21 protein-coding genes and 3 pseudogenes are annotated in these 22,581 nt (G+C 68.4%); 18 read left to right on the top strand and 6 right to left on the bottom strand.

Annotated elements, in window-relative coordinates:
• Positions 1–64: 64 nt before the first annotated feature.
• Positions 65–1,344: pseudogene (locus tag OHB41_RS47775) on the bottom strand (UDP-glucose dehydrogenase family protein); the annotation flags it as partial.
• A 68-nt stretch (positions 1,345–1,412) separates the two neighbouring features.
• Between OHB41_RS47775 and OHB41_RS47770 the strand changes: the two are divergent.
• Together OHB41_RS47770 and OHB41_RS47765 are read left to right on the top strand one after the other, a co-directional pair.
• Positions 1,413–2,294 (top strand): ISAs1 family transposase, encoded by an 882-nt coding sequence (locus tag OHB41_RS47770; protein WP_266708244.1) that lies wholly within the window; start codon positions 1,413–1,415, stop codon positions 2,292–2,294.
• Between the two features lie 309 nt (positions 2,295–2,603).
• Positions 2,604–3,074 (top strand): DUF6417 family protein, encoded by a 471-nt coding sequence (locus tag OHB41_RS47765; protein ID WP_526025112.1) that lies wholly within the window; start codon positions 2,604–2,606, stop codon positions 3,072–3,074.
• Here the strand turns inward: OHB41_RS47765 and OHB41_RS47760 are convergent.
• Positions 3,071–3,280 (bottom strand): hypothetical protein, encoded by a 210-nt coding sequence (locus tag OHB41_RS47760; RefSeq protein WP_266708240.1) that lies wholly within the window; start codon positions 3,278–3,280, stop codon positions 3,071–3,073. The genes OHB41_RS47765 and OHB41_RS47760 overlap by 4 nt on opposite strands.
• Positions 3,281–3,465: 185 nt before the next feature.
• On the opposite strand from OHB41_RS47760, the gene OHB41_RS47755 reads away from it, so the two are divergent.
• The 4 genes and pseudogenes from OHB41_RS47755 to OHB41_RS47740 all read left to right on the top strand — a co-directional run bounded on the left by OHB41_RS47755 (position 3,466) and on the right by OHB41_RS47740 (position 6,055).
• Positions 3,466–4,173 (top strand): alpha/beta fold hydrolase, encoded by a 708-nt coding sequence (locus OHB41_RS47755; protein WP_266708405.1) that lies wholly within the window; start codon positions 3,466–3,468, stop codon positions 4,171–4,173.
• A gap of 49 nt (positions 4,174–4,222) precedes the next feature.
• Positions 4,223–4,712, top strand: a pseudogene (locus OHB41_RS47750) (transposase family protein); the annotation flags it as partial.
• A 6-nt stretch (positions 4,713–4,718) separates the two neighbouring features.
• Positions 4,719–5,144, top strand: a pseudogene (locus OHB41_RS47745) (transposase); the annotation flags it as partial.
• A 107-nt stretch (positions 5,145–5,251) separates the two neighbouring features.
• On the top strand, positions 5,252–6,055 hold the full coding sequence (locus OHB41_RS47740) for a nucleotidyltransferase domain-containing protein (protein ID WP_266708238.1): 804 nt from the start codon (positions 5,252–5,254) through the stop codon (positions 6,053–6,055).
• Positions 6,056–6,162: 107 nt separating this feature from the next.
• Here OHB41_RS47740 and OHB41_RS47735 read toward each other — a convergent pair whose 3' ends face one another.
• Positions 6,163–6,636, bottom strand: a complete 474-nt coding sequence (locus OHB41_RS47735; protein WP_266708236.1) for a hypothetical protein — start codon at positions 6,634–6,636, stop codon at positions 6,163–6,165.
• A 311-nt stretch (positions 6,637–6,947) separates the two neighbouring features.
• On the opposite strand from OHB41_RS47735, the gene OHB41_RS47730 reads away from it, so the two are divergent.
• The 3 genes from OHB41_RS47730 (at position 6,948) to OHB41_RS47720 (ending at position 10,123) form a co-directional block, all read left to right on the top strand.
• Positions 6,948–7,277 carry a hypothetical protein gene (locus OHB41_RS47730; RefSeq protein ID WP_266708234.1) on the top strand — a complete coding sequence of 110 codons (330 nt, stop codon included), beginning with the start codon at positions 6,948–6,950 and terminating at the stop codon, positions 7,275–7,277.
• A gap of 228 nt (positions 7,278–7,505) precedes the next feature.
• Positions 7,506–9,836, top strand: a complete 2,331-nt coding sequence (gene fxsT, locus OHB41_RS47725) for an FxSxx-COOH system tetratricopeptide repeat protein (protein ID WP_266708232.1) — start codon at positions 7,506–7,508, stop codon at positions 9,834–9,836.
• A gap of 107 nt (positions 9,837–9,943) precedes the next feature.
• Positions 9,944–10,123, top strand: a complete 180-nt coding sequence (locus OHB41_RS47720; protein ID WP_526025099.1) for a recombinase family protein — start codon at positions 9,944–9,946, stop codon at positions 10,121–10,123.
• 442 nt (positions 10,124–10,565) lie between these two features.
• Here the strand turns inward: OHB41_RS47720 and OHB41_RS47715 are convergent, their stop codons facing one another.
• Positions 10,566–11,294, bottom strand: a complete 729-nt coding sequence (locus tag OHB41_RS47715; RefSeq protein WP_266708230.1) for an SDR family oxidoreductase — start codon at positions 11,292–11,294, stop codon at positions 10,566–10,568.
• A 72-nt stretch (positions 11,295–11,366) separates the two neighbouring features.
• Between OHB41_RS47715 and OHB41_RS47710 the strand changes: the two genes are divergently transcribed.
• The 6 genes from OHB41_RS47710 (at position 11,367) to OHB41_RS47685 (ending at position 18,673) form a co-directional block, all read left to right on the top strand.
• Positions 11,367–11,744: a MerR family DNA-binding transcriptional regulator gene (locus tag OHB41_RS47710; protein ID WP_266708228.1), complete on the top strand. Its 378-nt coding sequence runs from the start codon at positions 11,367–11,369 to the stop codon at positions 11,742–11,744.
• 813 nt (positions 11,745–12,557) lie between these two features.
• Positions 12,558–13,574, top strand: a complete 1,017-nt coding sequence (locus tag OHB41_RS47705; protein WP_266708226.1) for a LacI family DNA-binding transcriptional regulator — start codon at positions 12,558–12,560, stop codon at positions 13,572–13,574.
• Between the two features lie 186 nt (positions 13,575–13,760).
• Positions 13,761–15,008 (top strand): sugar ABC transporter substrate-binding protein, encoded by a 1,248-nt coding sequence (locus tag OHB41_RS47700; protein WP_266708224.1) that lies wholly within the window; start codon positions 13,761–13,763, stop codon positions 15,006–15,008.
• 21 nt (positions 15,009–15,029) lie between these two features.
• Positions 15,030–16,007 carry a carbohydrate ABC transporter permease gene (locus OHB41_RS47695; protein ID WP_266708222.1) on the top strand — a complete coding sequence of 326 codons (978 nt, stop codon included), beginning with the start codon at positions 15,030–15,032 and terminating at the stop codon, positions 16,005–16,007.
• Positions 16,004–16,831, top strand: a complete 828-nt coding sequence (locus OHB41_RS47690; protein ID WP_266708220.1) for a carbohydrate ABC transporter permease — start codon at positions 16,004–16,006, stop codon at positions 16,829–16,831. The genes OHB41_RS47695 and OHB41_RS47690 overlap by 4 nt, the downstream gene beginning before the upstream one ends.
• An 81-nt stretch (positions 16,832–16,912) precedes the next feature.
• Positions 16,913–18,673 carry a glucosylglycerate hydrolase family protein gene (locus tag OHB41_RS47685; RefSeq protein ID WP_266708218.1) on the top strand — a complete coding sequence of 587 codons (1,761 nt, stop codon included), beginning with the start codon at positions 16,913–16,915 and terminating at the stop codon, positions 18,671–18,673.
• A gap of 65 nt (positions 18,674–18,738) precedes the next feature.
• Here OHB41_RS47685 and OHB41_RS47680 read toward each other — a convergent pair.
• Positions 18,739–19,529, bottom strand: a protein-coding gene (locus OHB41_RS47680; RefSeq protein ID WP_526025073.1) for an IS5 family transposase whose coding sequence is annotated in 2 segments (ribosomal slippage) — positions 18,739–19,205 and positions 19,205–19,529 — 792 coding nt in all. Because the reading frame shifts where the segments join, the coding sequence is not laid out codon by codon here.
• 127 nt (positions 19,530–19,656) lie between these two features.
• Here OHB41_RS47680 and OHB41_RS47675 point away from each other — a divergent pair.
• Positions 19,657–20,082, top strand: a complete 426-nt coding sequence (locus OHB41_RS47675; RefSeq protein WP_266708216.1) for a hypothetical protein — start codon at positions 19,657–19,659, stop codon at positions 20,080–20,082.
• 497 nt (positions 20,083–20,579) lie between these two features.
• Positions 20,580–21,032 (top strand): hypothetical protein, encoded by a 453-nt coding sequence (locus OHB41_RS47670; RefSeq protein WP_266708214.1) that lies wholly within the window; start codon positions 20,580–20,582, stop codon positions 21,030–21,032.
• Between the two features lie 249 nt (positions 21,033–21,281).
• Here the strand turns inward: OHB41_RS47670 and OHB41_RS47665 are convergent, their stop codons facing one another.
• Positions 21,282–21,695: a hypothetical protein gene (locus OHB41_RS47665; RefSeq protein WP_266708212.1), complete on the bottom strand. Its 414-nt coding sequence runs from the start codon at positions 21,693–21,695 to the stop codon at positions 21,282–21,284.
• Between the two features lie 656 nt (positions 21,696–22,351).
• Between OHB41_RS47665 and OHB41_RS47660 the strand changes: the two genes are divergently transcribed.
• On the top strand, positions 22,352–22,564 hold the full coding sequence (locus tag OHB41_RS47660) for a hypothetical protein (protein ID WP_266708210.1): 213 nt from the start codon (positions 22,352–22,354) through the stop codon (positions 22,562–22,564).
• Positions 22,565–22,581 lie beyond the last annotated feature (17 nt).

Below are 22,581 nucleotides of genomic sequence, written 5' to 3'. Positions count from 1 at the left end.
CGTCAGGTCCCACCACCGGCGTCCGCCGGCAGCACGCGGACCGTCCGGCCCCGGTGGACCGCTACGGTCCGCCGAGTCCCCGGTAGGTCCAGCCGGCCGCTTCCCACCGCGCGCGGTCGAGGGCGTTCCGACCGTCGATCACCGCGAGCCGCGCGGCCACCGCGGCGACGGCGGCCGGGTCCGCCTCACGGAACTCGCGCCATTCCGTCAGCAGCAGGACGTCCGCGCCCTCGGCCGCGGCCACCGGGTCGGTCGCGTACTCCAACTGCGGCCGCAGCTTGCGCGCGTGGTCCATGGCCTTCGGGTCGTAGACGCTGACCTGGGCGCCCAGCGCGTGCAACCGCGAGGCCACGTCGAGGGACGGGGAGTCGCGGATGTCGTCGGAGTTCGGCTTGAACGCGGCGCCCCACACAGCTATGCGGCGCCCGGCCGGATCGCCCCCGCACAGCTCGGTGGCGAGCCGCACGACCCGCTCGCGGCGGCGCAGGTTGACGGCGTCCACCTCGCGCAGGAAGTGCAGCGCCGGCCGACACCGAGTTCCTCGGCACGGGCCTGGAAGGCTCGGATGTCCTTCGGCAGGCAGCCGCCGCCGAACCCGATGCCCGCGTTCAGGAAGAGCCCGCCGATCCTGGCGTCGTAGGACAGTGCCGCGCTGAGCTGGACCACATCGGCGCCGACCGTCTCGCACACCTCGGCCATGGCGTTGATGAACGAGATCTTGGTGGCGAGGAAGGAGTTGGCGGAGACCTTGACCAACTCCGCCGTCACCAGGTCGGTCACCAGCATGGGCGGTTGGGGGGCGAGCGGGGTGTACACCTCGCGCAGGACGGCCTCGGCTCCTGGCGACTTCGGGCTGACACGGAACACCAGCCGGTCCGGGCGCAGGGTGTCGTCGATGGCGAAACCCTCGCGCAGGAACTCCGGGTTCCAGGCGAGCGCCGCACCGGCTCCGACCGGCGCCGCCGCGGCGAGGCGCTCCATCAGCCGGTCCGCCGTACCGACGGGGACGGTGGACTTGCCGACCACCAGGCAGGCACGGTCGAGGTACGGGGCCAGCGAGTCGATCGCGGAGTCGACGTGGGTGAAGTCCGCCGCACCGCCGTCCGCGCGCTGCGGGGTCGCGCCGCACAGGAAGTGCACGTCGCCGATCGCGGCGGCCTGCTCGTACGAGTCGGTGAACCGCAGTCGTCCCAAGTCGATCTGCTCCGCGAGCAGTTCGGAGAGTCCGGGCTCGTAGAAAGGCGTCCGCCCGGCCAGGGCGGTTGCAAGTTCCAGGGTCGTCCGAGTGGTCGGGTTGTGACCGGTTGGGGCGCGTAGCAGGGCAGGCACGGGCTTCGTGATCATTGTGGTGACTAAGCCCGATGATCATGAGGTTGCCCGTGCCTGCCGCTGCATCTTCCCCCGTCCCTGCCGTGCTGGTGAAGCTGGGTCCGCTGGATGCCGGCCGGATCACTGACCTGCGCCCCTACTTCGACTCGGTGCCAGACCCGCGCGCACGTCGGGGGCGGTGGTACTCGCTGACCGCGATCCTGCTGGTATGTGCCTGCGCGGTCGTCTCGGGCGCGAGGAGCATCGACGAACTCTCTGAGTGGGGCCAGCGTGCCTCGGACGCACTGCTGACAGTGATCGGGATCCGTCGTCACCTGCTCAGATGGCGGCACGCTCCGTCGCCGGCCACGATCGGCCGTGTGCTGGGGGCTGTTGACGGGGACGCCCTGGACCGCGCGGTGGGCGCCTATCTGGCCGACCGGCACCGCACCACCACCGGACCCGGCCCGGCGCCGTCGGCTTCCGCGTCGAGGCGGCCGCGGGTGATCGCTGTCGACGGCAAAGCACTCAAGGGATCAGCCCGTCTGTCCGCGACGCGCCGGCATCTGCTCTCCGCGGTCACCCACGACCCGGTCGTGACCCTCGCCCAGGTGGAGGTCGGCACCAAGACGAACGAGACCTCACACTTCCGGCCCCTGCTGGCACCGCTGGACCTGACCGGCACGGTCGTCACCTTCGACGCCCTCCACTCGGTCAAGGCGAACATCTCTGGGACCATGTGCAGCACCGCGGCTGCGGTACAGTTGATCTCGCGTTCGCCACTCGAACTCTCAGTGGTGGGCCTGGCGTTGGTGGTCCAAGGAAAGATGCCCCGCTTCCTGCGGGGAGATGCAGGTGCAAGGCCTGCCCGGCGCTCGACACGATCCCGCCTCCGGTATTCGGAGGCGGGATTCGCTTTTCCTCACCCGCCGCCACACGCTGCGGAATCTCCGCGCGCACCCTGTCCTCAGAGCGCCGCCTTGTGACACCGGAGGGCGGGCGGCAACACGGTTGTGTCTGGTCGCTCGGTGGGTTGGCCTTTCCCTTCTTCGCGCCGCATGGGCCCAGGCCGTGTCCACGGTCGGCGGAGACCAATGGGTACGGAGCCGTGGGCGGGGGAGTGGGATGCGGAGTTGGGAGAGAGTACTGCCCGTCTTGGCACTGTGTGAGCGCGGGCAGGTGGTGGGGCACGGCTGGACACTCGACACGGAGTTCCTCCTGATCCACCAGCAGCAGGCCGGCACCCTGGCAGGCCAGGGGCTGGTGGAGCTGGCGGGGAGGGGGACCGGGCAGAGCTGTCGGTGCTGGAGGGCCGGCCCGTACGGTGGGCAGCCCGCCTGACCCCGCACGGGCACGACACCCACACCTACGGCCGACTCCGCCCCCGCGCCGAGGCGACGCCCACCGAAACCGGTGCTGGACGGCCGGTGGAACTCATCCCGTCGCAGAAAGCAGCCCTGCGCGTATTCATCAACCTCGCCGACCAGCTCCGCATCCCGCCCGCTGAAGGGCTTGCTGAGCAGGTCCGTACGGCCTCGTGCGATCACGGGATCAAACGGTGGAGGCTGCATCTGACCGGGGAGCAGGTCGTGTCGGTGGCGTACGGGTTCTGGCTGCATCGCATGACGGGCTCCGCCGCGGAGGCCAACCGCTTCGCCCGCGAATACGGCGCCCTCCACACCCCGTCGCCAGCTGGGCAGGACGGCCTTGCGCCGGGCGCCGACGCCACGATGGCGGCTCCCGGCCAGTCCGGCTCGGGAGGCTAGCGGGCGAGGGTGACGTGGATGGGCAGGTCGGGGCAGCGGGCCAGGCCTTCGGCGAGGACGGCTTGTTCGGTGGGGTCGACGGTGAGGCGGTAGCGGGTTTGTCGGTGACCCAGTCGGTGAGGTACTGGCAGTGGTAGTTGGCGTGAGGGGGGCATCCACGTACTGGGGTCCTTGTCGGCCTTGGACCGGTTGGAGGCTGCGGACACCGCGATCAGGGCGCGGGGGTCGTCGAGGTCGTTGGCGTAGGCCTCGCGTTTTTACGGCTTTGTCGGCTATTGAAGGTCGGGGCCGGAACCGTGTGGCTGAGAATCCGAGCTGCTGACTGGGGATGGTGGTTCGGCTGCTGGTGAACGCCAATCTCCGGCGGGACTTGTCCGCATATCCTCCGGACATGGTTGATCAACGCTCGGTCGACGTTGGCGAGGTCCGGCTGGCTTATCAGCTGTCGGGTCCTGCGGATGCTCCGCCACTCGTCCTGTTGCACGCGCTGGGCAAGGATGCCACCGATTGGGAGGCGGTTGCGCCCGCTCTCGCCCGGAGCCGAAGGGTGTATGCCCTCGATCTTCGCGGTCACGGCCGAAGCGACTGGCCGGGGGACTACTCGCTCGAAATGATGCAGGCCGATGTGCTCCGGTTCCTGGACGCACTGGGGCTTGGACCGGTGGGTCTGATCGGGCACTCCATGGGCGGGCTCGTGGCCTACCTGCTCGCGGAGGACCATCCGCAATGGGTGAGCCGGCTTGTCCTGGAGGATGTGTCGGTTCCCCGTCCCCGGGAGCCGAGCACCCCGGCCAGGCCGGACGGCGCCCTGACCTTCGACTGGGAGATGGTGTTGGCTGTCAGGCGGCAGATCGACCAGCCCGATCCCAGGTGGCTGGAGCGACTCGACCGGATCACCGCCGAGACCCTCGTGATCGCCGGCGGCCCACAAAGTCATGTTCCCCAGGCCGGCGTCGCTGAGCTCGCCCGCTGCATCCGTGGCGGGCGAATGGTCACCATCCCGGTGGGACACCTGATCCACCACGCAGCGCCGGAGGCGTTCACCGAGGCGGTTTCGGCGTTCCTGGAGGAGGACTTCCGTCCTGCCCGCCAAACATGAGCGCGATCACAGGCCGTGACGTGGGGACGGCCGCACGGGTTCTTCGAGTGTGACCACGAATTGGGCCCGTGCGGCCTTGTCCCATCCTGCCTTCACGGGCATCTCGCGCGCGCATCTCGGCAGTTTGATCGAGGAGTTGGCCGGGCCGTGGCAGGCCCGGCGTGAATCGGCATTGCATCAGCGGCGGGGAGAGAAGCGTCACCGTGCCGCCGGGCCGGTGTTCACCGACCGAGTGCTGGTCGCCCTGGTCCACCTGCGCACTCAGCTCCCGCACGCCGCGCTCGCCGAGCTCTACGGGGTCGGCCGCTCCACCGTCACCGAGGCCATCGGCGAGATCCGCCCGCTGCTCGCCGACCGCGGCTTCGCCGTCCCCCGGTCGGCCCGGAGTGCGACTGCGGACGTTGGCCGACGTGTTCGCCTACGCCGATGCGGAGGGCGTGACCTTGCGGATCGACGGGACCGAGACCCAGGTCCGCCGACCGAAGGCTCACCGGCCGGGCCGCTGCGCGTTCGTCTCCGGCAAGAAGAAGCAGAACACCCAACCATCACGCCAGGACTGGGACAAGATCGCCCGTCTCCTCAAGCCGGTCTACACCGCTCCCACCGAGGAGGCCGCCCTGGAGCGGCTCGCCGAGTTCGCCGATGCCTGGGGCCGGAAGTATCCGGCGATCGTGAAACTGTGGGAGAACGCCTGGGAAGAGTTCTCCCCCTTCCTGCGGTTCGACACCGAGATCCGCCGCATCGTCTGCACGACGAACGCGATCGAGTCGGTGAACGCGCGCATTCGTCGGGCGGTCAAGGCCCGCGGCCACTTCCCCAATGAGCAGGCCGCCCTGAAGTGCGTCTACATGGCGATCATGTCCCTCGACCCCACCGGCAAGGGACAGGCCCGCTGGACCATGCGCTGGAAGACCGCGCTGAACGCTTTCGACATCACCTTCGACGGCCGCCTGTCGGCAGCCCGTCAGTAGCCTCAACTACCCCAGTTACAGCACTCGTTTGACAGTCCCGACGGCGCTGAGAAATGGGGTCGCGGCGAGTGATCTGGTTCTGCAGACTCTGGGCTGTGGATTGCTTGATGGAGCTCGCGGATCGGTTGACCGACGTCGGCGGAGTGGTCGGCGTGTGCCTGGGCGGCAGCCGAGCGAGGGGAACCCACCGGCCCGACTCCGATTTCGATCTGGGTCTGTACTACCGGCCGCCGCTGGACGCTGCTGCCTTGCGTCTCCTCGCGTCCGAGCTGACTGGCGAGTCGGTCGAAGTGACGGAACCGGGCGGCTGGGGACCGTGGGTGGACGGTGGAGCATGGCTGACCGTTGACGGTTGCCGTGTCGACTGGATCTACCGCGATCTGGACCGCGTTCACCGGATCTGGGAAGAGTGCCAGGCGGGGAACTTCGAAGTAGGCATTCAGGCCGGTCACCCGCTTGGGGTGTACTCCCATGCCTATATCGGCGAGGTGGCCGTTGGACGCGTTCTCGCTGACCCCCGCGGCGAACTGCGGGCCCTGCAACAGAAGACTCGCCGTTATCCGGAGCCGTTGCGCGAGGCGCTGATCGCCAACGCGCAGTGGGAGGCTCCCTTCACTCTGACCAACGCTCGCAAGGGAGCGGCTCGCGGAGACGCCTTTTATGTCGCCGGCTGCCTCTTCCGCGCCGTGGGGCTTCTCGTGCAGGGCCTGCATGCTCACGCGGGTTGCTGGGTGTTGAACGAAAAGGGAGCTGTTCAGGCTGCGGGGCAACTCCCGGCTGCTCCCGCGGACTTCGTGGCGCGGGCTCACGGGTTGTTCGCCATGCCTGGCATGACCCCAGTCGTTCTGTCCGCCGTGCTCGATGCCGCTGACGGGCTGGCCGCCGAGATATGTAGGCGGCTCACTTCCTGAAGGTAGCCACGGAGACGTAGTCGACCAGCCGGTCATGGTCGAGCACGACCGGCTGGTGCAGCGCCCACGAGGTCTGTGCCCTTCGCAGGGCCGGGTTTCGTTGCGGATCACTGCGTCTCCTCAGGGCGTGGGCGTGGGATATCGAGGTCGGTGGTGGGTCTCTTGGTGAGGCGGGCGGCTTCGGCCTGTTTGGCGCGGAGGAAGGTCAGGGTCGAGTCGAAGCCTTCGACCTCGCCGAGCCAGGACGGCAGCACCCCGCCCGGATCGGGGTGTTGATCGAGTTCGTCGTCGGTGAGCAGCCGCAGCACGGCGGTTTCGTCGTCTTCCGGTGCGAGCGCGGCCGCGGCGCTGTGCAGCCAGTCCGGGATGCCGTTCTGCTGGCAGATCCAGGAGAGTTCCACAGGGTGGAGGGTGGGGAGCGCGTCGGTGACGGCGGCGCGCGGGGTGTGCGGGTTTCCGGCGAGGGCGGTCGGTGCGGCGACCCGCTGGTGCTGATAGCCGCGTTCCAGGAGCTTCGCGGGGGCGGGTCGGTCGTCGCCGGCGGTGTAGAGGTACCGGCCGGTGCCGGGCGGATCTGACACGACGGCCGGCTGTGGCAGCCGCAGGAGCGGGGCGCAGGCCCCGCTGGATGACCAGCCGACCCCACCCCCGGACCGGGAGAAAGCGGAGCCTTCGCCGATGCTGGCAAAGCGGTAGCGAGGCCGTTCCGAACTCTGCTACCTGTGCCGGTCGGCCGCGGGGACGGTGAGTTCCAACAGCCTGCGGGGAACTGGTGGTTGCGCAGAGGCGTCCTGTGCTAACAGTGAATTCATCCAATGCCGCCGAGGGCGCGCGTTCGTCGGCTGCGGGGAGGGGGCGAGTGGTTGTGTCACGGAGCAGGAAGATCACGGTCGTGGTGGTCGCGGTCGTGTTGACCGTGTCGACGCCGTTCTTCTGGCTGCTGGGCACCCCGGATACCGGCCAGCTGGTTGCCGCCTCAGTCCAGGGCGCCACCGGTATTGCCGCCCTGGTGTGGGCGCTGATGCAGTCCTCGGCCACCCCACGCCCCGGGGTTGCGGTGGTCGATACCGGGAATGCCAAGGCCACCGGCGGAGGCCAGGCGTCCACCGGTGTGCGACGCCCGCAAGATGCGGGGAGCGGACCCGTTCGAGCGGAGCGAACCGGGGACGCCACTGCGGACGGGCCTGACAGCAGCGCAGGCACGGGTATCGACTTCAGCTGACCGGGCCGAAACGGCCAAAGCACGCGGGAGGGTTTCTGTCCGATGGTGAGATGGCCCAATCGCCGCCCAGACCCGGACGGTGACCCCAGCGCCCGGCCCGAGGCTGCAGACGCAAAATGCGAGCCGCCGGTAGCCGCCACGGACACCGGCGATGCCACCGCCCGCGGCGGCGCCACGGCGGTATCCGGCTACACCGGACCTGTCCCAGGGACCGCCGGCCCGGTACATGTGACCAATACGGGGGCCGCCACCGCCAGCGAGGGCGGCCTGGCTGTCACCGGGTACCTTGCGGTCGACCGCTTCATCCTGCAGGCCGCCCCGCGCGCGCCCGCCGCCTGGCCGCACCAAGTGGGCGTGATCCCGCCGCGTGCCCTGTCCTTCCAGCACCGCTCCGAGGTCGACCAGTTGCGAGCGGCAGTCGACAGCGGGGGCACCGCTGTGCTCGCCCAGGTACTGACCGGGACCGGCGGGGTAGGCAAGACCCAGCTGGCTGCCGACTACGCACGCACAACCTGGGACAGCGGCGAGGTCGACGTACTGGTGTGGATCAGCGCGAGCAGCCGCTCAGCAATCGCCGCCGGGTACGCGCAAGCCGGAGCAGAGGTCCTTGCCGCCGACCCCAGCGACCCGGAGCAGGCCGCGCGAGCATTCCTGGCTTGGCTGGAACCCAAAGCCGACCAGAGGCAGTGCCGGTGGCTGATCGTACTGGACGACCTCGCGGACCCTGCCGATATGCGCGGCTGGTGGCCGCCCACCAGCCGCCACGGCCGTGCCCTCGTCACCACGCGCCGCCGCGAGGCCGCCCTGACTGGAGCAGGCCGACGCCGGGTGACTGTGGGGGTATTCACCCCTCAGGAAGCCGCCGCCTACTTAACCGCCGTTCTCGCCGCACACGACCGCAACGAGCCGACTGATCAGATCAACAGCCTCGCCGCCGACCTGGGATACCTGCCCCTCGCCTTGGCCCAGGCCGCCGCCTACATCATCGACGCGGACCTGACCTGTGCCTCCTACCGAGAGCTGCTGGCCGACCGGATCAGGAAGCTGGCCGACCTGCTGCCGGAGTCCGGCGCATTGCCCGATGACCAGACCGCCACCGTGGCCGCCACCTGGTCCCTGTCCATCGAACGCGCCAACCGGATCCGCCCGGCGGGCCTGGCCCGCCCCATGCTCCAGCTAGCAGCCTTCCTCAGCCCCGACGGCATCCCCGCCACGGTCCTCACCAGTCAGCCCGCCCTCGCTCACATCACCGAGCACCACACCCCCACCAGCACGGGCGGCACCCACCAGCCAGTCCCGGTCTCAGCCGAGGACGCCGAGCTCGCCCTGCGGACCCTGCACCGGCTCAGCCTCATCGACCACACGCCCGAAGCCCCCCACCCGGCCGTCCTCGTCCACCAACTCATCCAACGTGCCACCCGGGACACACTGGTCCCGCATCAGTACGACCGGACCGCTCGTACTGCCGCGGACGCCCTGGTATTTGCCTGGCCCGCGACCGAGCGCGAAGCTGACCTGGCCCAGACTTTTCGCTCTAACGCAGAAGCGCTCACCGCGTGTGCCGAGGACGCCCTCCACCGGCCCGACGCCCACCGTCTCTACCAGCGTGTCGGAGAAAGCCTCGGAAACAGCGGCCAAGTCAGAGCCGCTGTCCGTCACTTCCAGCGGCTGGCAGACACAGCCACACGCCTCCTTGGCTCCGATCACCCCGACACACTCTCTATCCGCGCCCACCTTGCCGAGTGGCAAGGGAGGGCAGGAGACGCGGCCGGAGCCGCAGCCAGTTTGGAGCGGTTGAATGACGCTCTCGGGCAGATATTCGGCACCGACCACCCCGGTGTGTTCGCCACTCGCCATAATCACGCCTACTGGCTGGGGGAGGCTGGCGATGCAGCCGGAGCTGCCAGTGCTATGGAGCAACTACTACGAGATGAGATACGTGTACTCGGACCCGATCACCCAGGCGTACTAGCGACCCGCGAGAGCATCGCTACTTGGCAGGGGAAGCTGGGGGATGGCGCTGGGGCCAAAGCAGTCTACGAGCAACTCCTACAAGATCAGCTTCGGGTGCTTGGGCCTGCCCATCCTCGCCTACTCATCACCCGTGGCAACCTGGCCTACTGGCAGGTAAAGGCAGGAGATGTGGCTGGCGCCGCGACCGCCTTCGCCGAGCTGCTGGAGGACTACATGCGGGTGCTGGGCCCAGACCACCCCGACACCCTCACCGCCCGTAACAACCTCGCTTTGTGTCGGCGGGAGGAAGGGGATGCGGCCGGTGCAGCGACCGCCTTCGCCGAGCTGCTGGAAGACCGGGAGCGGATGCTGGGCCCGGACCACCCCGACACGCTGGTCACCCGTAACAACCTCGCTTTGTGTCGGCGGGAGGAAGGGGACGCGGCCGGTGCCGCGACCGCCTTCGCCGAGCTGCTGGAGGACTACATGCGGGTGCTGGGCCCAGACCACCCCGACACCCTCACCGCCCGTAACAACCTCGCTTTGTGTCGGCGGGAGGAAGAGGAGCGGCCGGCGCCGCGACCGATTGATGAGCAAGATCGGTAAGCGGCGGCGCGCGGCTGGATCGGCACCGGATCATGCCCATAAAACGGTTTTAGAAAGTTGATGTGCTCAAGATCTTGAGGAGCACCGTTTTCTGTACGATCTGGCAGGTGCAGCCACTCCAAGACGACGACACCGCCGATCTCCTCGCCCCTGTTCCGGACGTACGGACCGGCGGTCTCGTGGGGTACACACGTGTGTCCACGAAAGGGCAACTGCTCGACCGGCAGATCCACGCACTCACCGAAGCAGGGTGCATCCGGATCTTCGCCGACAAGAAGTGGGTCTGATGCAGGTTCGGGTGGCAGGTTGACCTGCCCCACGGTTTGGGTTCCAGCTGCGGTGGCTAACTGGCTGCGTGGATGGTGTCTTGTGTGGAGAGTAGTTCGTACTCGATGGCGGTCGAAGGGTTGCTGGAAGGCCCCGGCTGGAAGGGGGGGCCAGCCGGGGCGGTTGAGGGGGCGTGCGGAGGGGTGCGCCTCGCGGTGGGAAGGCTCCATGGGGCTTCAGCCGGACGATCGTCCCCATGGGCTATGGGTGAGGCCCGGGGGCACTGTCCCCTCCGCAGCCACATACCGCTCAACGGTGAACTTGCTCTGGCTACTCCCCTGTTGACGCCCCGAGACGGTGTGAGGTGTGGCACCCCCGTCGCCGGCCTGCGAGCTGGGGATTGTCGGCTCGTTCCTTTCGGCGGGAGGCCCGGCGCCACGGCCGTGCGGCCGGAGGGGCCTGTCAGCCCGCCATCAGGGCCGCCAGAGCGCGGTCCATCGCGGCGTTGAACTCCTCCGGGGTCAGAGGCAGGCGGGCCTTGACGTCCCGACTCCACTGGTCGGCGAGGATCTCCGCAGACCCTGCCTCGACACCGTCGAGCGCGGCGTCGGCCAGGTCCCACGGTGCGATCTTGGCGACGGGCCAGGCTGCGGCCATGTCGGTGTCGGCCAGGCCGAGGTGTACTGCTGTGACGAGCGTGCCCTGCTCGGCGAGCTCCAGGCGGACACCGTTAGTCATGGCCCAGGCAGCGGCCTTGCTCAGGTGGTAGGCATTGGCGCCCTTGCCCCCGAACCACGACATGGCGGAGAGGACGTTGACGATCGCACCCCCGCCGTTCCTGGCGAGTGCCGGAGCGAACTGCCGGATCATTTCGAGATGGCCGAACATGTTGGTCTCCAGCTCCTGCCGCAGCCTGTCCAGCGAACCGGTCACCAAGCCCGCCCCCGTACTGATCCCCGCATTGTTGATGAGTAGGGCGACGTCAGGGGCGGCCTCGGCGGCGGCCCTCACGGATGCGGGATCGGCGATGTCAAGGGGCAGCACCTCAACCCCGGGCAGGTCCACGGTCGCCGGTCGGCGGGCCGTCGCGTAGACCTTACGCGCGCCCCGATCAAGCAGACGCTGGACGAAGGCGCGGCCGAGGCCGCGGTTGGCTCCGGTGACAAGGGCGACGGAGTTGTTGATATCCATGTCCCGTACGCTAAAACCTGACGCTAACGTCAGAGGCAAGTGACCATCTAAGCCAGGGTGAGAGAAAAGACCATGTCTGTCACCGAGGACGCGAACGAGCCCTTGATCCGCATCGGCGAGGTGGCACGAGGCGCCGGCGTCTCGGTGCGCGCCGTGCGCTACTACGAGCAGCAGGGGCTGCTCACCCCGCAGCGCAGCCCGTCCGGCCAGCGTCTGTACCGGCAGGGCGCCATCTCCCTGGTCCGCTTCTTCCAGCAGATGTACGCCGCCGGCCTGACCAGCCGAAGGATCACCGAACTGCTTCCGTGCTGGGACGCCGGGCACACCGATGCCGATCAACGAGCCATGCTCCGCGTCGAGCGCGAACGCATCCAGGCCAAGATCGACGAACTGGAGGCCGCCCGGAACCGCCTCGACCAAGTCATCGCGGTCACGGACACGCACCCGTAGGCGCGCTCGGTCAGACCTCTCACCAGGACCGCTCCGGCCTGCTCACCTCCTGGTCCACCACGCACTGCGGGAACTGATGCTGAGAACCGCAGCCACCCGCCAACTCGACCCGGACCGCATCTCTTTCACCGAAACTCTGCGTTCCGCCCGGCGTAGTGTGACCGTCACCCCGGGCGGTTTTTCCCCCTGAGCTCCTGGTCCGAGCACTGCACGTACTCCAAGAAGACCTGCTGGAAAGACTCCTGCCCGCCAGACGGCTTCGCAGCCAGCCCCGCGTCATCAAGCGCAAGATGTCCAACTACTGGCTCAAGCGGCCTGGACATCAAACCTGGCCCCAACCCACCCGCGCCGGCACCCAAGCCATCCGCGTCAAACGACCTCCACCACCCGACCCAGACCCGTAAAGCAACGGCACTGCGCCTAGTCCCGCCCTGTCCGTCCAGGCCTGCCGACTCCCGGTCCGCATGCCGTTGCCGGATCCGGATGCCCGCGTTGTCGAATCGGTTCGATTCCGTATGCCAGATGGACGGCGTATCCAGGTGCGTCGCCCCGAAGCGAAAGGGAGCGTGCGGAATGGGCGCCGCCGCCGGAAGATCACTTCGGACGAGCGTAGCGCCGAGGAATTCCCGCAGCAATACCTCTGGCGTCAGCGATGTAAGCGAAGTCCGTGGAAGGTTGGGGTTGTCGTGCTTTTGCGAGAAGTGTCGTTCCGGGGTGTTGACAGCCGTCCGGCTTGTTCCTAACTTCACTTCACGCGAACCGGTTCGACGACCGGGCTGGTTCTCTCGGACCGGTTCGAAGAAGGAGTTCCTCGTGAACATCGGTGAGATCGCCCGGCGGGCCGGTGTCTCACGGAGCACCGTGTCCTACGCGCTGAGTGGCAAGCGCCCGGTCTCGGACGACACCCGCCGGAAGATCCAGCAGGTCATCGACGAGTTGGGCTACCGCCCGAACGCCAGTGCCCGCGCTCTGGCCAACGGCCGGACCAGCACGATCGGCCTGGTCTTCCCGCCGGCAGGCAACCACTACACCGGCATGCAGCTGGACTTCATCGGCAGCGTGGTCGAGGCCGCCGCGGCCTACGACTATGACGTGCTGCTGTCTCCCAGTGGCGTGGACAGCGATCGTTCCTTCCAGCGGCTGCTGGGGGAACGGCGAGTCGACGGCGCCATCCTCATGGAGATCAGGCTCGCGGACGACCGGGTCGACCACCTGGCCGAGCTGGGCTTTCCCTCCGTCGCCATCGGCCGCATCGCCAACCCGGAGAGCGGCTGGTGGGTGGGCCTGGACCACACCGCACTGGTGGAGGCGTGCGTCCACCACCTGGCGGACCTAGGCCACCGCAGGGTCGCCTTCGTCAACCGTCCCGAGCAACTGCTGCGGGCCGGATACGAGTCCGCGCACCGTGGCCTGGACGGCTTCACCAAGGCCGCGGCCGAACGTGGGCTGAGCGTGCGGACGTACAACTGCGGGGACGACGCCGCGTCGGGGCAAGCGTGCCTGGAACGGATTCTGCGGGACGACCCGGACACCACGGGGCTGGTCACGTTGAACGAGGCCGCGCTCGGCGGTCTCTACCGGGGGCTCGCCCAGGCGGGCCGTCATGTACCGCGCGATTTCTCCGTCACCGGGGTCGTCGCCGGCCGGTGGGCGGAGACGGTGACTCCGCAGCTCACCGCCGCCAACGTGCCGGCGGAGGAGATGGGCCGTCTCGCCGTCGACCTCCTCGTCGAGCGGCTCGACGACCCCGGCGCTTCGGCCCGGAACCACCTGCTCGCACCGCCGATCTCCCTGCGGGCCAGCACCGGGCCCGTCCTTGGTTCCGCCTGAGCCCGGCCTCCCGACTCCACCACACTCCCGACCACGACCCACGGACGCACCGCCCACCACGCTCACGGACACCTCGTTCCAGCGCTCCGAGCACCCGCATCCTTCACAGACGCCTTCAGCGTGCTCCGGCCTTCCCCCGTCACCCCCTGTCACGGCACACCCGTGCTAACAAGCAAAGGACCTGCCATGCACAGCACCTCCAGACAACGCCGTCTGACCGCCGTGGCCCTGACGACCCTGGCCCTGGCCGTCAGCGCCACCGCCTGCTCCTCCGGCTCGGACAGCTCCGGATCGAAGGACGCCGCCGGCGGTACCTACACGGTCTGGGACCCGTACCCGCAGTTCGCCAAAGGCTCGGACTGGGCGAAGCTGCTGGACCAGTGCGGCACCAAGGCGGGCGTGAAGATCAAGCGGACGGCCTTCGACACCAGCGACCTGGCCAACAAGACTCTGCTGGCGGCCCAGCAGAGCAACTCCCCGGACATCCTCATCGTCGACAATCCGGTGGTGTCGACCCTCGCCGAGGCGGGTGTGCTCACCACGGCCGACGACAACAAGCTGGACACCTCCAAGACCGATGCCAACCTGCTCGCGGCCGGCCAGTCCGGCGGCAAGACGTACGGCACACCGATCGGCGCCAACACCCTGGCCCTCTACTACAACAAGGAGGTGCTGAAGAAGGCCGGCGTGGACGCCTCCTCGGTCAAGGACTGGGAGTCGCTGACGGCGGCGCTGGCGAAGGTCAAGAAGGCGGGCAAGAAGGGCATCACCTTCTCGGCGATCGGTACCGAGGAGGGCAGCTTCCAGTTCCTGCCGTGGTTCTGGGGTTCGGGTGCGAAGCTCACCGCACTCGACTCCGCGCAGGGCGTCACCGCACTGTCCCTGTGGAAGGGCTGGCTCGACAACGGCTACGCTCCGAACTCGGTGCTCAACAACACCCAGACCACCAGCTGGCAGGAGTTCGCCAGCGGTGACTATGCGTTCAGCGAGAACGGTACCTGGCAGCTCGCCAATGCCAAGAAGGCCGGCTTCGACTACGGGGTGATTCCCATCCCCGCCGCCGAGGGCGGCAACGCCGCGGCCCCTACCGGTGGCGAGTTCGTGACCATCCCGGTCCAGAACGACTCCGCCCGCTACGGCACATCCCAGAAGCTGGTCACTTGCCTGACCAGCGGCGATGCCCTCTACAAAACCGACACCACGCTGTCCTACGTGGCCCCCACCCGTGAAGTCCAGGACAAGCAGGTGGCCGCAAACGCCGACCTGAAGCCGTGGGCCGACGCGGTCCGGGCGGCCAGGGGCCGTACCAGCGACGACCTGGGCACCAAGTACCCGAAGATCTCCGAGCAGATGTGGAAGGCCGTCCAGGCCGCTCTCAGCGGCTCCAAATCGCCCAAGGATGCGCTGTCCGAGGCGCAGTCGGCCGTCAAGTAACCAGGGATTCGCGGTCCGCAGATGAACGACACGAAACAGCTCTCGGACCGCCGGTCCGCGCTCGACAGGGTCGGGGCGGTCGCCGCCTCGACCCGAGCCGCGCGAGATCGGCGCCGTCCGGCCTCCCCGCAGTGGGCAGCCTGGGGCTTCCTCGCCCCGGTCACCGTCTATCTCGCCCTCTTCTACGCCTATCCGCTCTACCGCAACCTCGACCTGAGTCTGCGCGACTACACCGTCCGCTCCTTCGTCCAGGGCGACGCGCCGTTCACGGGCCTGGTGAACTACCGTAAGGTTTTCGACGACCCGGTCTTCGCGCCGGCCCTGCTGCACACCGCGGTCTTCACCGCCGTATGCCTGGTCTTCCAGTACGCCATCGGGCTCGCCCTCGCGGTCTTCTTCAACCAGAACTTCCGGCTTTCGGCCACGCTCCGGGCCCTGTTCCTGGTCCCCTGGCTGCTGCCGCTGATCGTCTCCTCCTCCACCTGGTCGTGGATGCTCAACAGCGACTCGGGTGTGGTCAACGCCGTTCTGCACGCCGTTGGCATCGGGCCGGTGAACTGGCTGACCTCGCCGTCCTGGTCGCTCACCTCGGTGATCATCGCGAACATCTGGATCGGCGTCCCCTTCAACCTGGTGGTGCTCTACAGCGGTCTGCAGTCCATCCCCGGGTCACTGCACGAGGCCGCCGCCCTCGACGGCGCGAACGCCTGGCAGCGCTTCTGGCGCATCACCTTCCCGCTGCTGCGGCCGGTCTCCGCCATCACGCTGCTGCTGGGCCTCGTCTACACCCTCAAGGTCTTCGACCTCATCTGGATCATGACCAAGGGCGGCCCGGCGGACTCGTCGACCACCTTCGCCACCTGGTCCTACCAGCTCGGTTTCGGCAATCTCCTGCCGGCCTTCGGCCCGGGTGCGGCCGTCGGCAACCTGCTCGTGGTCGCCGCTCTGGTGTTCGGCCTGATCTACGTCCGTGTCCAGCGAAAGCAGGCGCTGTCATGAGAACGGACGCTGTCACGAAGACAGGCTGGAAGACGGCCGTCGGCCTGCTGCTGACGGGGGTCATGCTCTTCCCGGTCTACTGGATGATCAACGTGTCCCTCACCCGCGACCAGGACATGCGCAAGAGCCCGCCGGACCTGTTCCCCACCCACGGCACCCTGGCCGGCTACCGCACCGTCCTCGACGAGCAGTTGCCTTACCTCGGCACCAGCCTGGTGGTCGCCCTCGGTACCGTCGTGCTGACCGTGGCCCTGGCCGCGCCCGCCGGCTACGCCCTGGCCAAGCTGCGCCCGCGCGGCGGCGGCCTGCTGAGCTTCGTCCTGCTGGCCGCCCAGATGATCCCCGGGATCATCATGGCGATGGGCTTCTACGCCGTCTACCTCCAGCTCGGCCTGCTCCAGTCCGTGCCCGGCCTGATCGTCGCCGACTCCACTCTGGCCGTCCCCTTCGCGGTGCTGATCTTCACCGCCTTCATGTCGGGTATACCCGGCGAGCTGCTCCAGGCCGCGCAGATGGACGGAGCGAGGGCGCTGCGGACCTTCTGGTCGATCGTCCTGCCGATGAGCCGCAACGCCGTCGTCACGGTCTCGTTGTTCGCCTTCCTGTGGTCCTGGTCCGACTTCGTCTTCGCCAACACCCTGGTCAACGGCGGCGCCCGGGAGCCGATCACCCTCGGCATCTACCACTACATCGGCAACAACAACCAGGAGTGGAACGCCATCATGGCCACCGCGGTCGTGGCGTCGTTGCCCGCCGCGGTCATTCTCGTCCTCGCCCAGCGCTATGTGGCGGCCGGCGTGACCACCGGCGCCGTCAAGGACTGAGTCCCCGGACCTGCCACGCCGACCGGCGCCCTCCCGCGCCAGCCGGCCGGAACCCCCTGACCGAGAAACGAGTCACACCACATGACCGCCGCACTGTCCGGCCCGGCATTCTCCGTCCACGACATCCCGTTCAGCGCGTACGGGTCCTGGTTCGACATCTCGCCCGTGATCGCGGAGAAGACGTATGCCGAGGACCTCCACCTCGTCTCGCACCAGAACGGCATGCACGGTGTCCTGCGTCTGGTCCCCCTGGAACCGGTGGGAGGCGGGCGGGCCGAGACCCGCGTCGAGGCGATACCGGGCCTGCTCAGCTGGGTCGGCGAGAGCGGGCGCGTCGAGCTCGCCTATGAGGCCCCGGACGCCGTACGCCTTCGGGGCAGCGGCCTGGACTTCGGCGTCCTCGCCGCCGTACGGACCCTCACCCCGTTCAGCGGAACGTACTTCTTCCACGATCCGGCCGCGAACGCGCACGTCTTCACCTCGTACGAGACCGGCCGCCGATACCGGGTCACCGTACTGTCCGGCACCCTCGCGGACGCGCCCGGAGACCAGGCCCTGGGCAGTAGCGATCGCGGTGTCACTGTGACAGCGGAGGCAGACGGCCACTGGGAGGTCGCGGTCGAGGAACTCGACACCGCTCGCCCGCCCTACGCATCCTCGGCGTCCTTCGACGACATCGCGTCGGCCGCGCAGGGAGCGTTCACGGATTTCGTGGACGCGGTGGCGCCCTGGCGTTCGGAAGCCACCCCCGCCGCCGAACTCGCAGCCTACGTCGTCTGGTCCGCGACCGTGGCGGCGAAGGGCCTGGTCACCCGGCCGGGCGTGCTGATGTCCAAGCACTGGATGGACAAGGTCTGGAGCTGGGACCACTGCTTCAACGCACTCGCCCTGGCGTCGGGTGCGCCGGAGCTGGCCTGGCACCAGTTCCATCTGCCCTTTGACCACCAGGACGAGAGCGGCGCCTTGCCGGACTCGGTCACCCACTCCGAAGTCCTCTACAACTTCGTCAAGCCGCCCATCCACGGCTGGGCCTTCGGCCACCTGCGGCGCAGTCTGCCAACCCACCTGGGCCGGGCCGAACTGACCGAAGTATACGAGCGCCTGGAGCGCTGGACCGGCTTCTGGCTCACGGTGAGGCGCGCGCCCGGCGCCGAACTGCCTTACTACCAGCACGGCAACGACAGCGGGTGGGACAACGCCACCACCTTCGACCCCGGGCGGGTGGTCGTCACCGCAGACCTCACCGCCTTCCTCGTCCTCCAGCTCCGCGAACTCGAGGCACTGGCACGAGAGTTGGGCAGACCGGACGAGGCGAGCCGGTGGGTCGGGGCAGCCGAGGAAATCCAGGCGGCGCTACTCGACCAGCTCTGGACCGGAGAGAGGTTCGTCGCGCGCTCGGCCGGGACCGGGGAGACCTGGAGCAGCGCCAGTCTCCTCGACCTGATGCCCATCGCGCTGGGTGAGCACCTGCCCGCCGAGGTCACCAGCGCGCTGGCCGACCGCATCAAGGCCCACCTGACCCCGTACGGCCTCGCCACCGAGCTGACCACCTCCCCGCACTACCGGGCCGACGGCTACTGGCGCGGCCCGATCTGGGCCCCCGCCACCGTCCTCATCGAGGACGGCCTGCGCCGCGCCGGCCACCTCCGACTGGCGGACGACATCAGCGCCCGGTTCCGCGCCCTGTGCGAGACCCATGGCTTCGCCGAGAACTTCGACGCCCTGACCGGTACCGGCCTGCGTGACCGCGCCTACACGTGGACCGCGAGCAGCTACCTCCTCCTCGCCCGTGACCACCACCTCCGCCTCGCGGGCACCGGGAGCGACGACGCCGTCGCCTGACCTGCGGGCGAGAACCACGGCCGAGTGGGCTCCCAGGAGCAGCACTCGGCTTTCTCTTAGAGGTCCTAACAAAGGCGTTGGACGTGCCTGTGGGTGATGAGGCAGGTGGCGAGGCCGAGGAAGGCTTCATGGATGTCGTCGCGTCGTTCCCAGCGGACGCGTAAGCGGCGGAAGCCGTGGAGCCAGGCGATGGTGCGCTCCACCACCCACCGGAAAGTTCCCAGGCCGGAGCCGTGCTCGACGCCTCGTTCGGCGATGACTGGGCGGATACCGCGCTGCCACAGCAGGCGCCGGTACTTGTCGTGGTCGTAGGCGCGGTCGGCGAGCAGGGCATCGGGTCTGCGTCTGGGTCGGCCGACGACTCCCGCGACGGCCGGAATCTTGTCGATCAGGGGCAGGAGCTGGGTGACGTCGTTGCGGTTCCCGCCGGTCAGCGACACCGCGAGCGGGATGCCCTGGGCGTCGGTGACGACGTGGTGTTTGCTGCCCGGCCGCGCGCGATCGACCGGGCTGGGTCCGCTTTTGGGCCCCGCCGGGCCGCCCGCACGTGCGAGGAGTCGATCACCGCCCGCGACCAGTCCAGCTGCTTTGCTGCCCGCAGCTGTTTCAGCAGCACCAGGTGCAGTTGATCCCACACGCCGGCTTCGTTCCACGCGGCCAGGCGCCGCCAGCAGGTCATGCCCGAGCCGAAGCCCAACTCCTGGGGCAGGTACTCCCATTGGATGCCGGTGTGCAGCACGAACAGGATCCCGCACAAGGCCTGCCGGTCCGGCACCCTTGGTCTACCCTCGACCAGCTTGGGTCCCGGCTCGGGCAGCAACGGCTCGATGAGCGACCACAGTTCATCCGACACGATCCACGGCCGCGACTGACGTTTCCCCACGCTTGGACCAACGACTGTCCAAGCCGAAGGTCACATGATCAACAACTTCTGTTAGGACCTCTTAGCCGACGCCATTGAACCGCGTCAGGCTGCGCGCGCGGTGGGCCTGTACGGACTCGCGCTGCTCGCCTGCTGCGCGGTCCTGGCCGCCGGCGGCGGCGGGGCCTGGACCGCCTCGGCCGCCCTGCTCGTCGCCGCCCTGCTCGTCGCCGCGATGCTGGTCACCGGCGCCGAGCTGATCCGGTCCGTGAGCTCCTGGGAGCTGGCCGTCTCCCTCGCGCCCCCGCACGCCCGTGCCTCGTACCTCGGCGTGGCCGGGATGGCGCAGTCCGTGCAGAAGTCTGCCGGCCCGCTGCTGCTGACCGGCGCCGTGATGACCGCCGGCCCCGCCGGCTGGCTGGTGCTCGGCGCCGCCGTCGCCGGCCTTGTCGGTGGTGCAGCGGCGCACCGCCCTGCGCCGGCTGGACCTCCTGCACCCGGAACCCGTACCGGCCGACCGGACTGGGCGTGTCAATTTATCGGCTGAAGCGGCCCGTGTTCATGCAGGTCAGATGCCCGTCGGGGCGTGGTCGAGGCGCGGACATCCCCCACAGAGCACCCTGTGACCGTCACGGCAAGAAGAAAAGGGGAAGGGCCGGGAAGAAACAGGGAACGGGGCGCTGCGGGGGATCAGTGGCCCGTGCCCCCAGTAACCCGCGCTGGCGGGGGCAGCGCGGGCCGGGCCGAGAATGCGCCCGGCTGCCCCCGGCGGGTGATCTTGGGCATCGCTGAGGTGAAACACCCGGCCACGAGCACGCCGGACGAACCGTTCGGCGAGAAGGGCCCGGAACTCGTTGCGTTGCGGGCCCTGGGTGTGGAAGGTCAGGAGCGGCCTTGACCTGTAGAGCCATTGCCGACGAGATGGATCACCGACTCATCAGGGCTCACCGCACGAGCGCCTGAGGCGGCCGCTGGAACTGGTGGCGAGGCAGGTCAAAGGAAAAGCAGGTGCCGACTCATGGACCGTGCGGGCAGCATGCCCGCATGTCTACCGAAGTCAGCGGGATGATCGAGTGTCGACCAGGTGCCCGCCTCTGGGGCCCCGACGACGAGGAATCCGTGTGGCACGCTGCCATCGACCTCTTCCTGCTCAACAACGGCAACGCCTACGACGCCCTCGCCTGCATCTTCGGTATCCGGAACTCCTTCGGCTTCCGCCCTCTGGCCGAAGGCCGCGGCTTTCCGAGCGACGCGTCTGAGGATCTGCAGACCGGATACGCCGCGTACAGCGGACCTCCTGACGTCCACGGCACAACATGGATCACCTGGGCCGAGCTTGCCTCCACCGACTGGCAGGAGACAGACAGCTCCGGCACACGAAGCCGAGAATCGGTCGCCGGAGACAAAATCCACTGCGGGCCGGTCTGGAGCGTGATGCGGACACTCAGCGAACTCCACGGAGCAGGCAACGTGCGACTCGTTGCCTGGTTCCACTGACCCGTGGCTTTGCTCACGGGTAGCGACAGCAGTTGTTCACGGGTTCGGGAGGCATCCCGATCCAGGGTCTGGTGATGTTCACGAGCTTTGACAGCACTGCGGTGCTTGCCAGGGCAGCAGTGGGATGCTCCTGGTGAAAGGGGTTGGTCATGCCCGCAGATGTCGAAAGTCGTGCCCGAGCCGAGGCCGGGGCCGGCTAGCTCTCGCCACGACAGTCGGCCACCTCACCAGAACTCACGTCACCAGAACTCACGGGGAGCTGGCCGGCGGCCCGTCAGATCGCAGCGCGGACCGCACCTCATCGAGGGCCGGGGGCCTGGGATCAAGAACGGGCTGACCGACCTCGGACGGCCAATTGGGACGGAAACGTGCCTCGAAGTCTGCGAAGTCGTTCCGCTGATACCGAGAGTCCAACGGCCGCAGCCGGATCTGTTGACGGCTGTCTGCCCACCAGATCTCGAAATCCGCAACCGTGCCTTCCGCCGGCCAGTCATCGCTCTGTTCCGGAAGCCACAGGACGTCGACGAAGCCTCCGATGCTCAGGCCGATGTCCACGAAGATCCCGATCGCACCGGGCCGGGGAACCTTCACAACGGTGCCCTCGAAGACCTGCCCGAAGCACAACCCCCGGCGAATCCGAGCCCACTCGGCATCTGTCACCACGAACGCATTTTCGCACCCTCGTCCGGGTCATGAGCAACTACACCCGGGCGGCAGGGTCCAGTCACAGACGTCGATCGCCCCGCCCGTCTGGGCGACACAGCGCTGCCGTCACTTCTCGTGACCATTCCCCGACGGGCGAACGTTCGACTGCTGCTGAAGCTCATCGACAAACGCTGTCGCTGATAGTGAACGAAGCCAGACCCGGGCTCCGCGGCGAAGCGTCGCTTGGTGATCGTCTCAACTGCCCACAATGCCAAGGGACGGGAATGGGCGCGGGTGAGGATCGCGGACGACCTCACTCCGCCGAAGGATCCGCGTTCATGTACCACGTAGCTCGCCAGGTCCGGGGTGGGGTTCGCGTCCCAACTCACCGCGAAACCGTATTCGGTCGGGACGACAGTGATTCCGGTGACGGCGGAAGGCGGGGCGAGGTCCCCGCGTGAGCCGCTTGATATCGAACATATCGAAGGTACAACCCGAGGTATTGAGGGCATTCGTGGAGCGCCTGGGTGGTGCTGGCGAGCGCTGCTGGGGTGTCGAGGGCGGTGCCGTGGATGTTCGGGGGCGGCAGCAGTGACTCGTCGGTGCTGGTGGCCGATCTCTCTGTCGCAGTCTGCTGACATGATCGTCCGAACAGTGCGGACGAGGGGGCGGGAATGGACCTGGCGGTGGAACAGGCGGCGCGGGAGATCACGGCGGAGGTCGTGGCCCAGGTGGAGGTGGCGGCCGACACGGCGAGCCTGTTGATCGCGCTCGCCCCCGTCTTCAGCGTGCTGCTGGGAAGCCCCTTCCTCGAAGAGCGGCTGAGCCGGAGATCGACTTCATGCCCCGCAGACTCGCCGCCGAATCCACCCCGAGCTGACGCGTGACATGAACCGCACCCGGT

Origin of the sequence: Streptomyces sp. NBC_01571, from assembly GCF_026339875.1 — a bacterium.
GTDB lineage: Bacteria > Actinomycetota > Actinomycetes > Streptomycetales > Streptomycetaceae > Streptomyces.
Note: the sequence above shows the minus strand (reverse complement) of the source record. Positions and strands in the feature narration are given on the sequence as shown.

Excerpts from the sequence above, each read along its gene's own strand:
- OHB41_RS47755 (WP_266708405.1), top strand. The coding sequence starts at position 3,466 with ATGGTTGATCAACGCTCGGTCGACGTTGGCGAGGTCCGGCTGGCTTAT.
- OHB41_RS47740 (WP_266708238.1), top strand. The coding sequence starts at position 5,252 with ATGGAGCTCGCGGATCGGTTGACCGACGTCGGCGGAGTGGTCGGCGTG.
- OHB41_RS47715 (WP_266708230.1), bottom strand. The coding sequence starts at position 11,294 with ATGGATATCAACAACTCCGTCGCCCTTGTCACCGGAGCCAACCGCGGC.
- OHB41_RS47710 (WP_266708228.1), top strand. The coding sequence starts at position 11,367 with ATGTCTGTCACCGAGGACGCGAACGAGCCCTTGATCCGCATCGGCGAG.
- OHB41_RS47700 (WP_266708224.1), top strand. The coding sequence starts at position 13,761 with ATGCACAGCACCTCCAGACAACGCCGTCTGACCGCCGTGGCCCTGACG.
- OHB41_RS47695 (WP_266708222.1), top strand. The coding sequence starts at position 15,030 with ATGAACGACACGAAACAGCTCTCGGACCGCCGGTCCGCGCTCGACAGG.
- OHB41_RS47690 (WP_266708220.1), top strand. The coding sequence starts at position 16,004 with ATGAGAACGGACGCTGTCACGAAGACAGGCTGGAAGACGGCCGTCGGC.
- OHB41_RS47685 (WP_266708218.1), top strand. The coding sequence starts at position 16,913 with ATGACCGCCGCACTGTCCGGCCCGGCATTCTCCGTCCACGACATCCCG.
- OHB41_RS47670 (WP_266708214.1), top strand. The coding sequence starts at position 20,580 with ATGTCTACCGAAGTCAGCGGGATGATCGAGTGTCGACCAGGTGCCCGC.
- OHB41_RS47660 (WP_266708210.1), top strand. The coding sequence starts at position 22,352 with ATGGACCTGGCGGTGGAACAGGCGGCGCGGGAGATCACGGCGGAGGTC.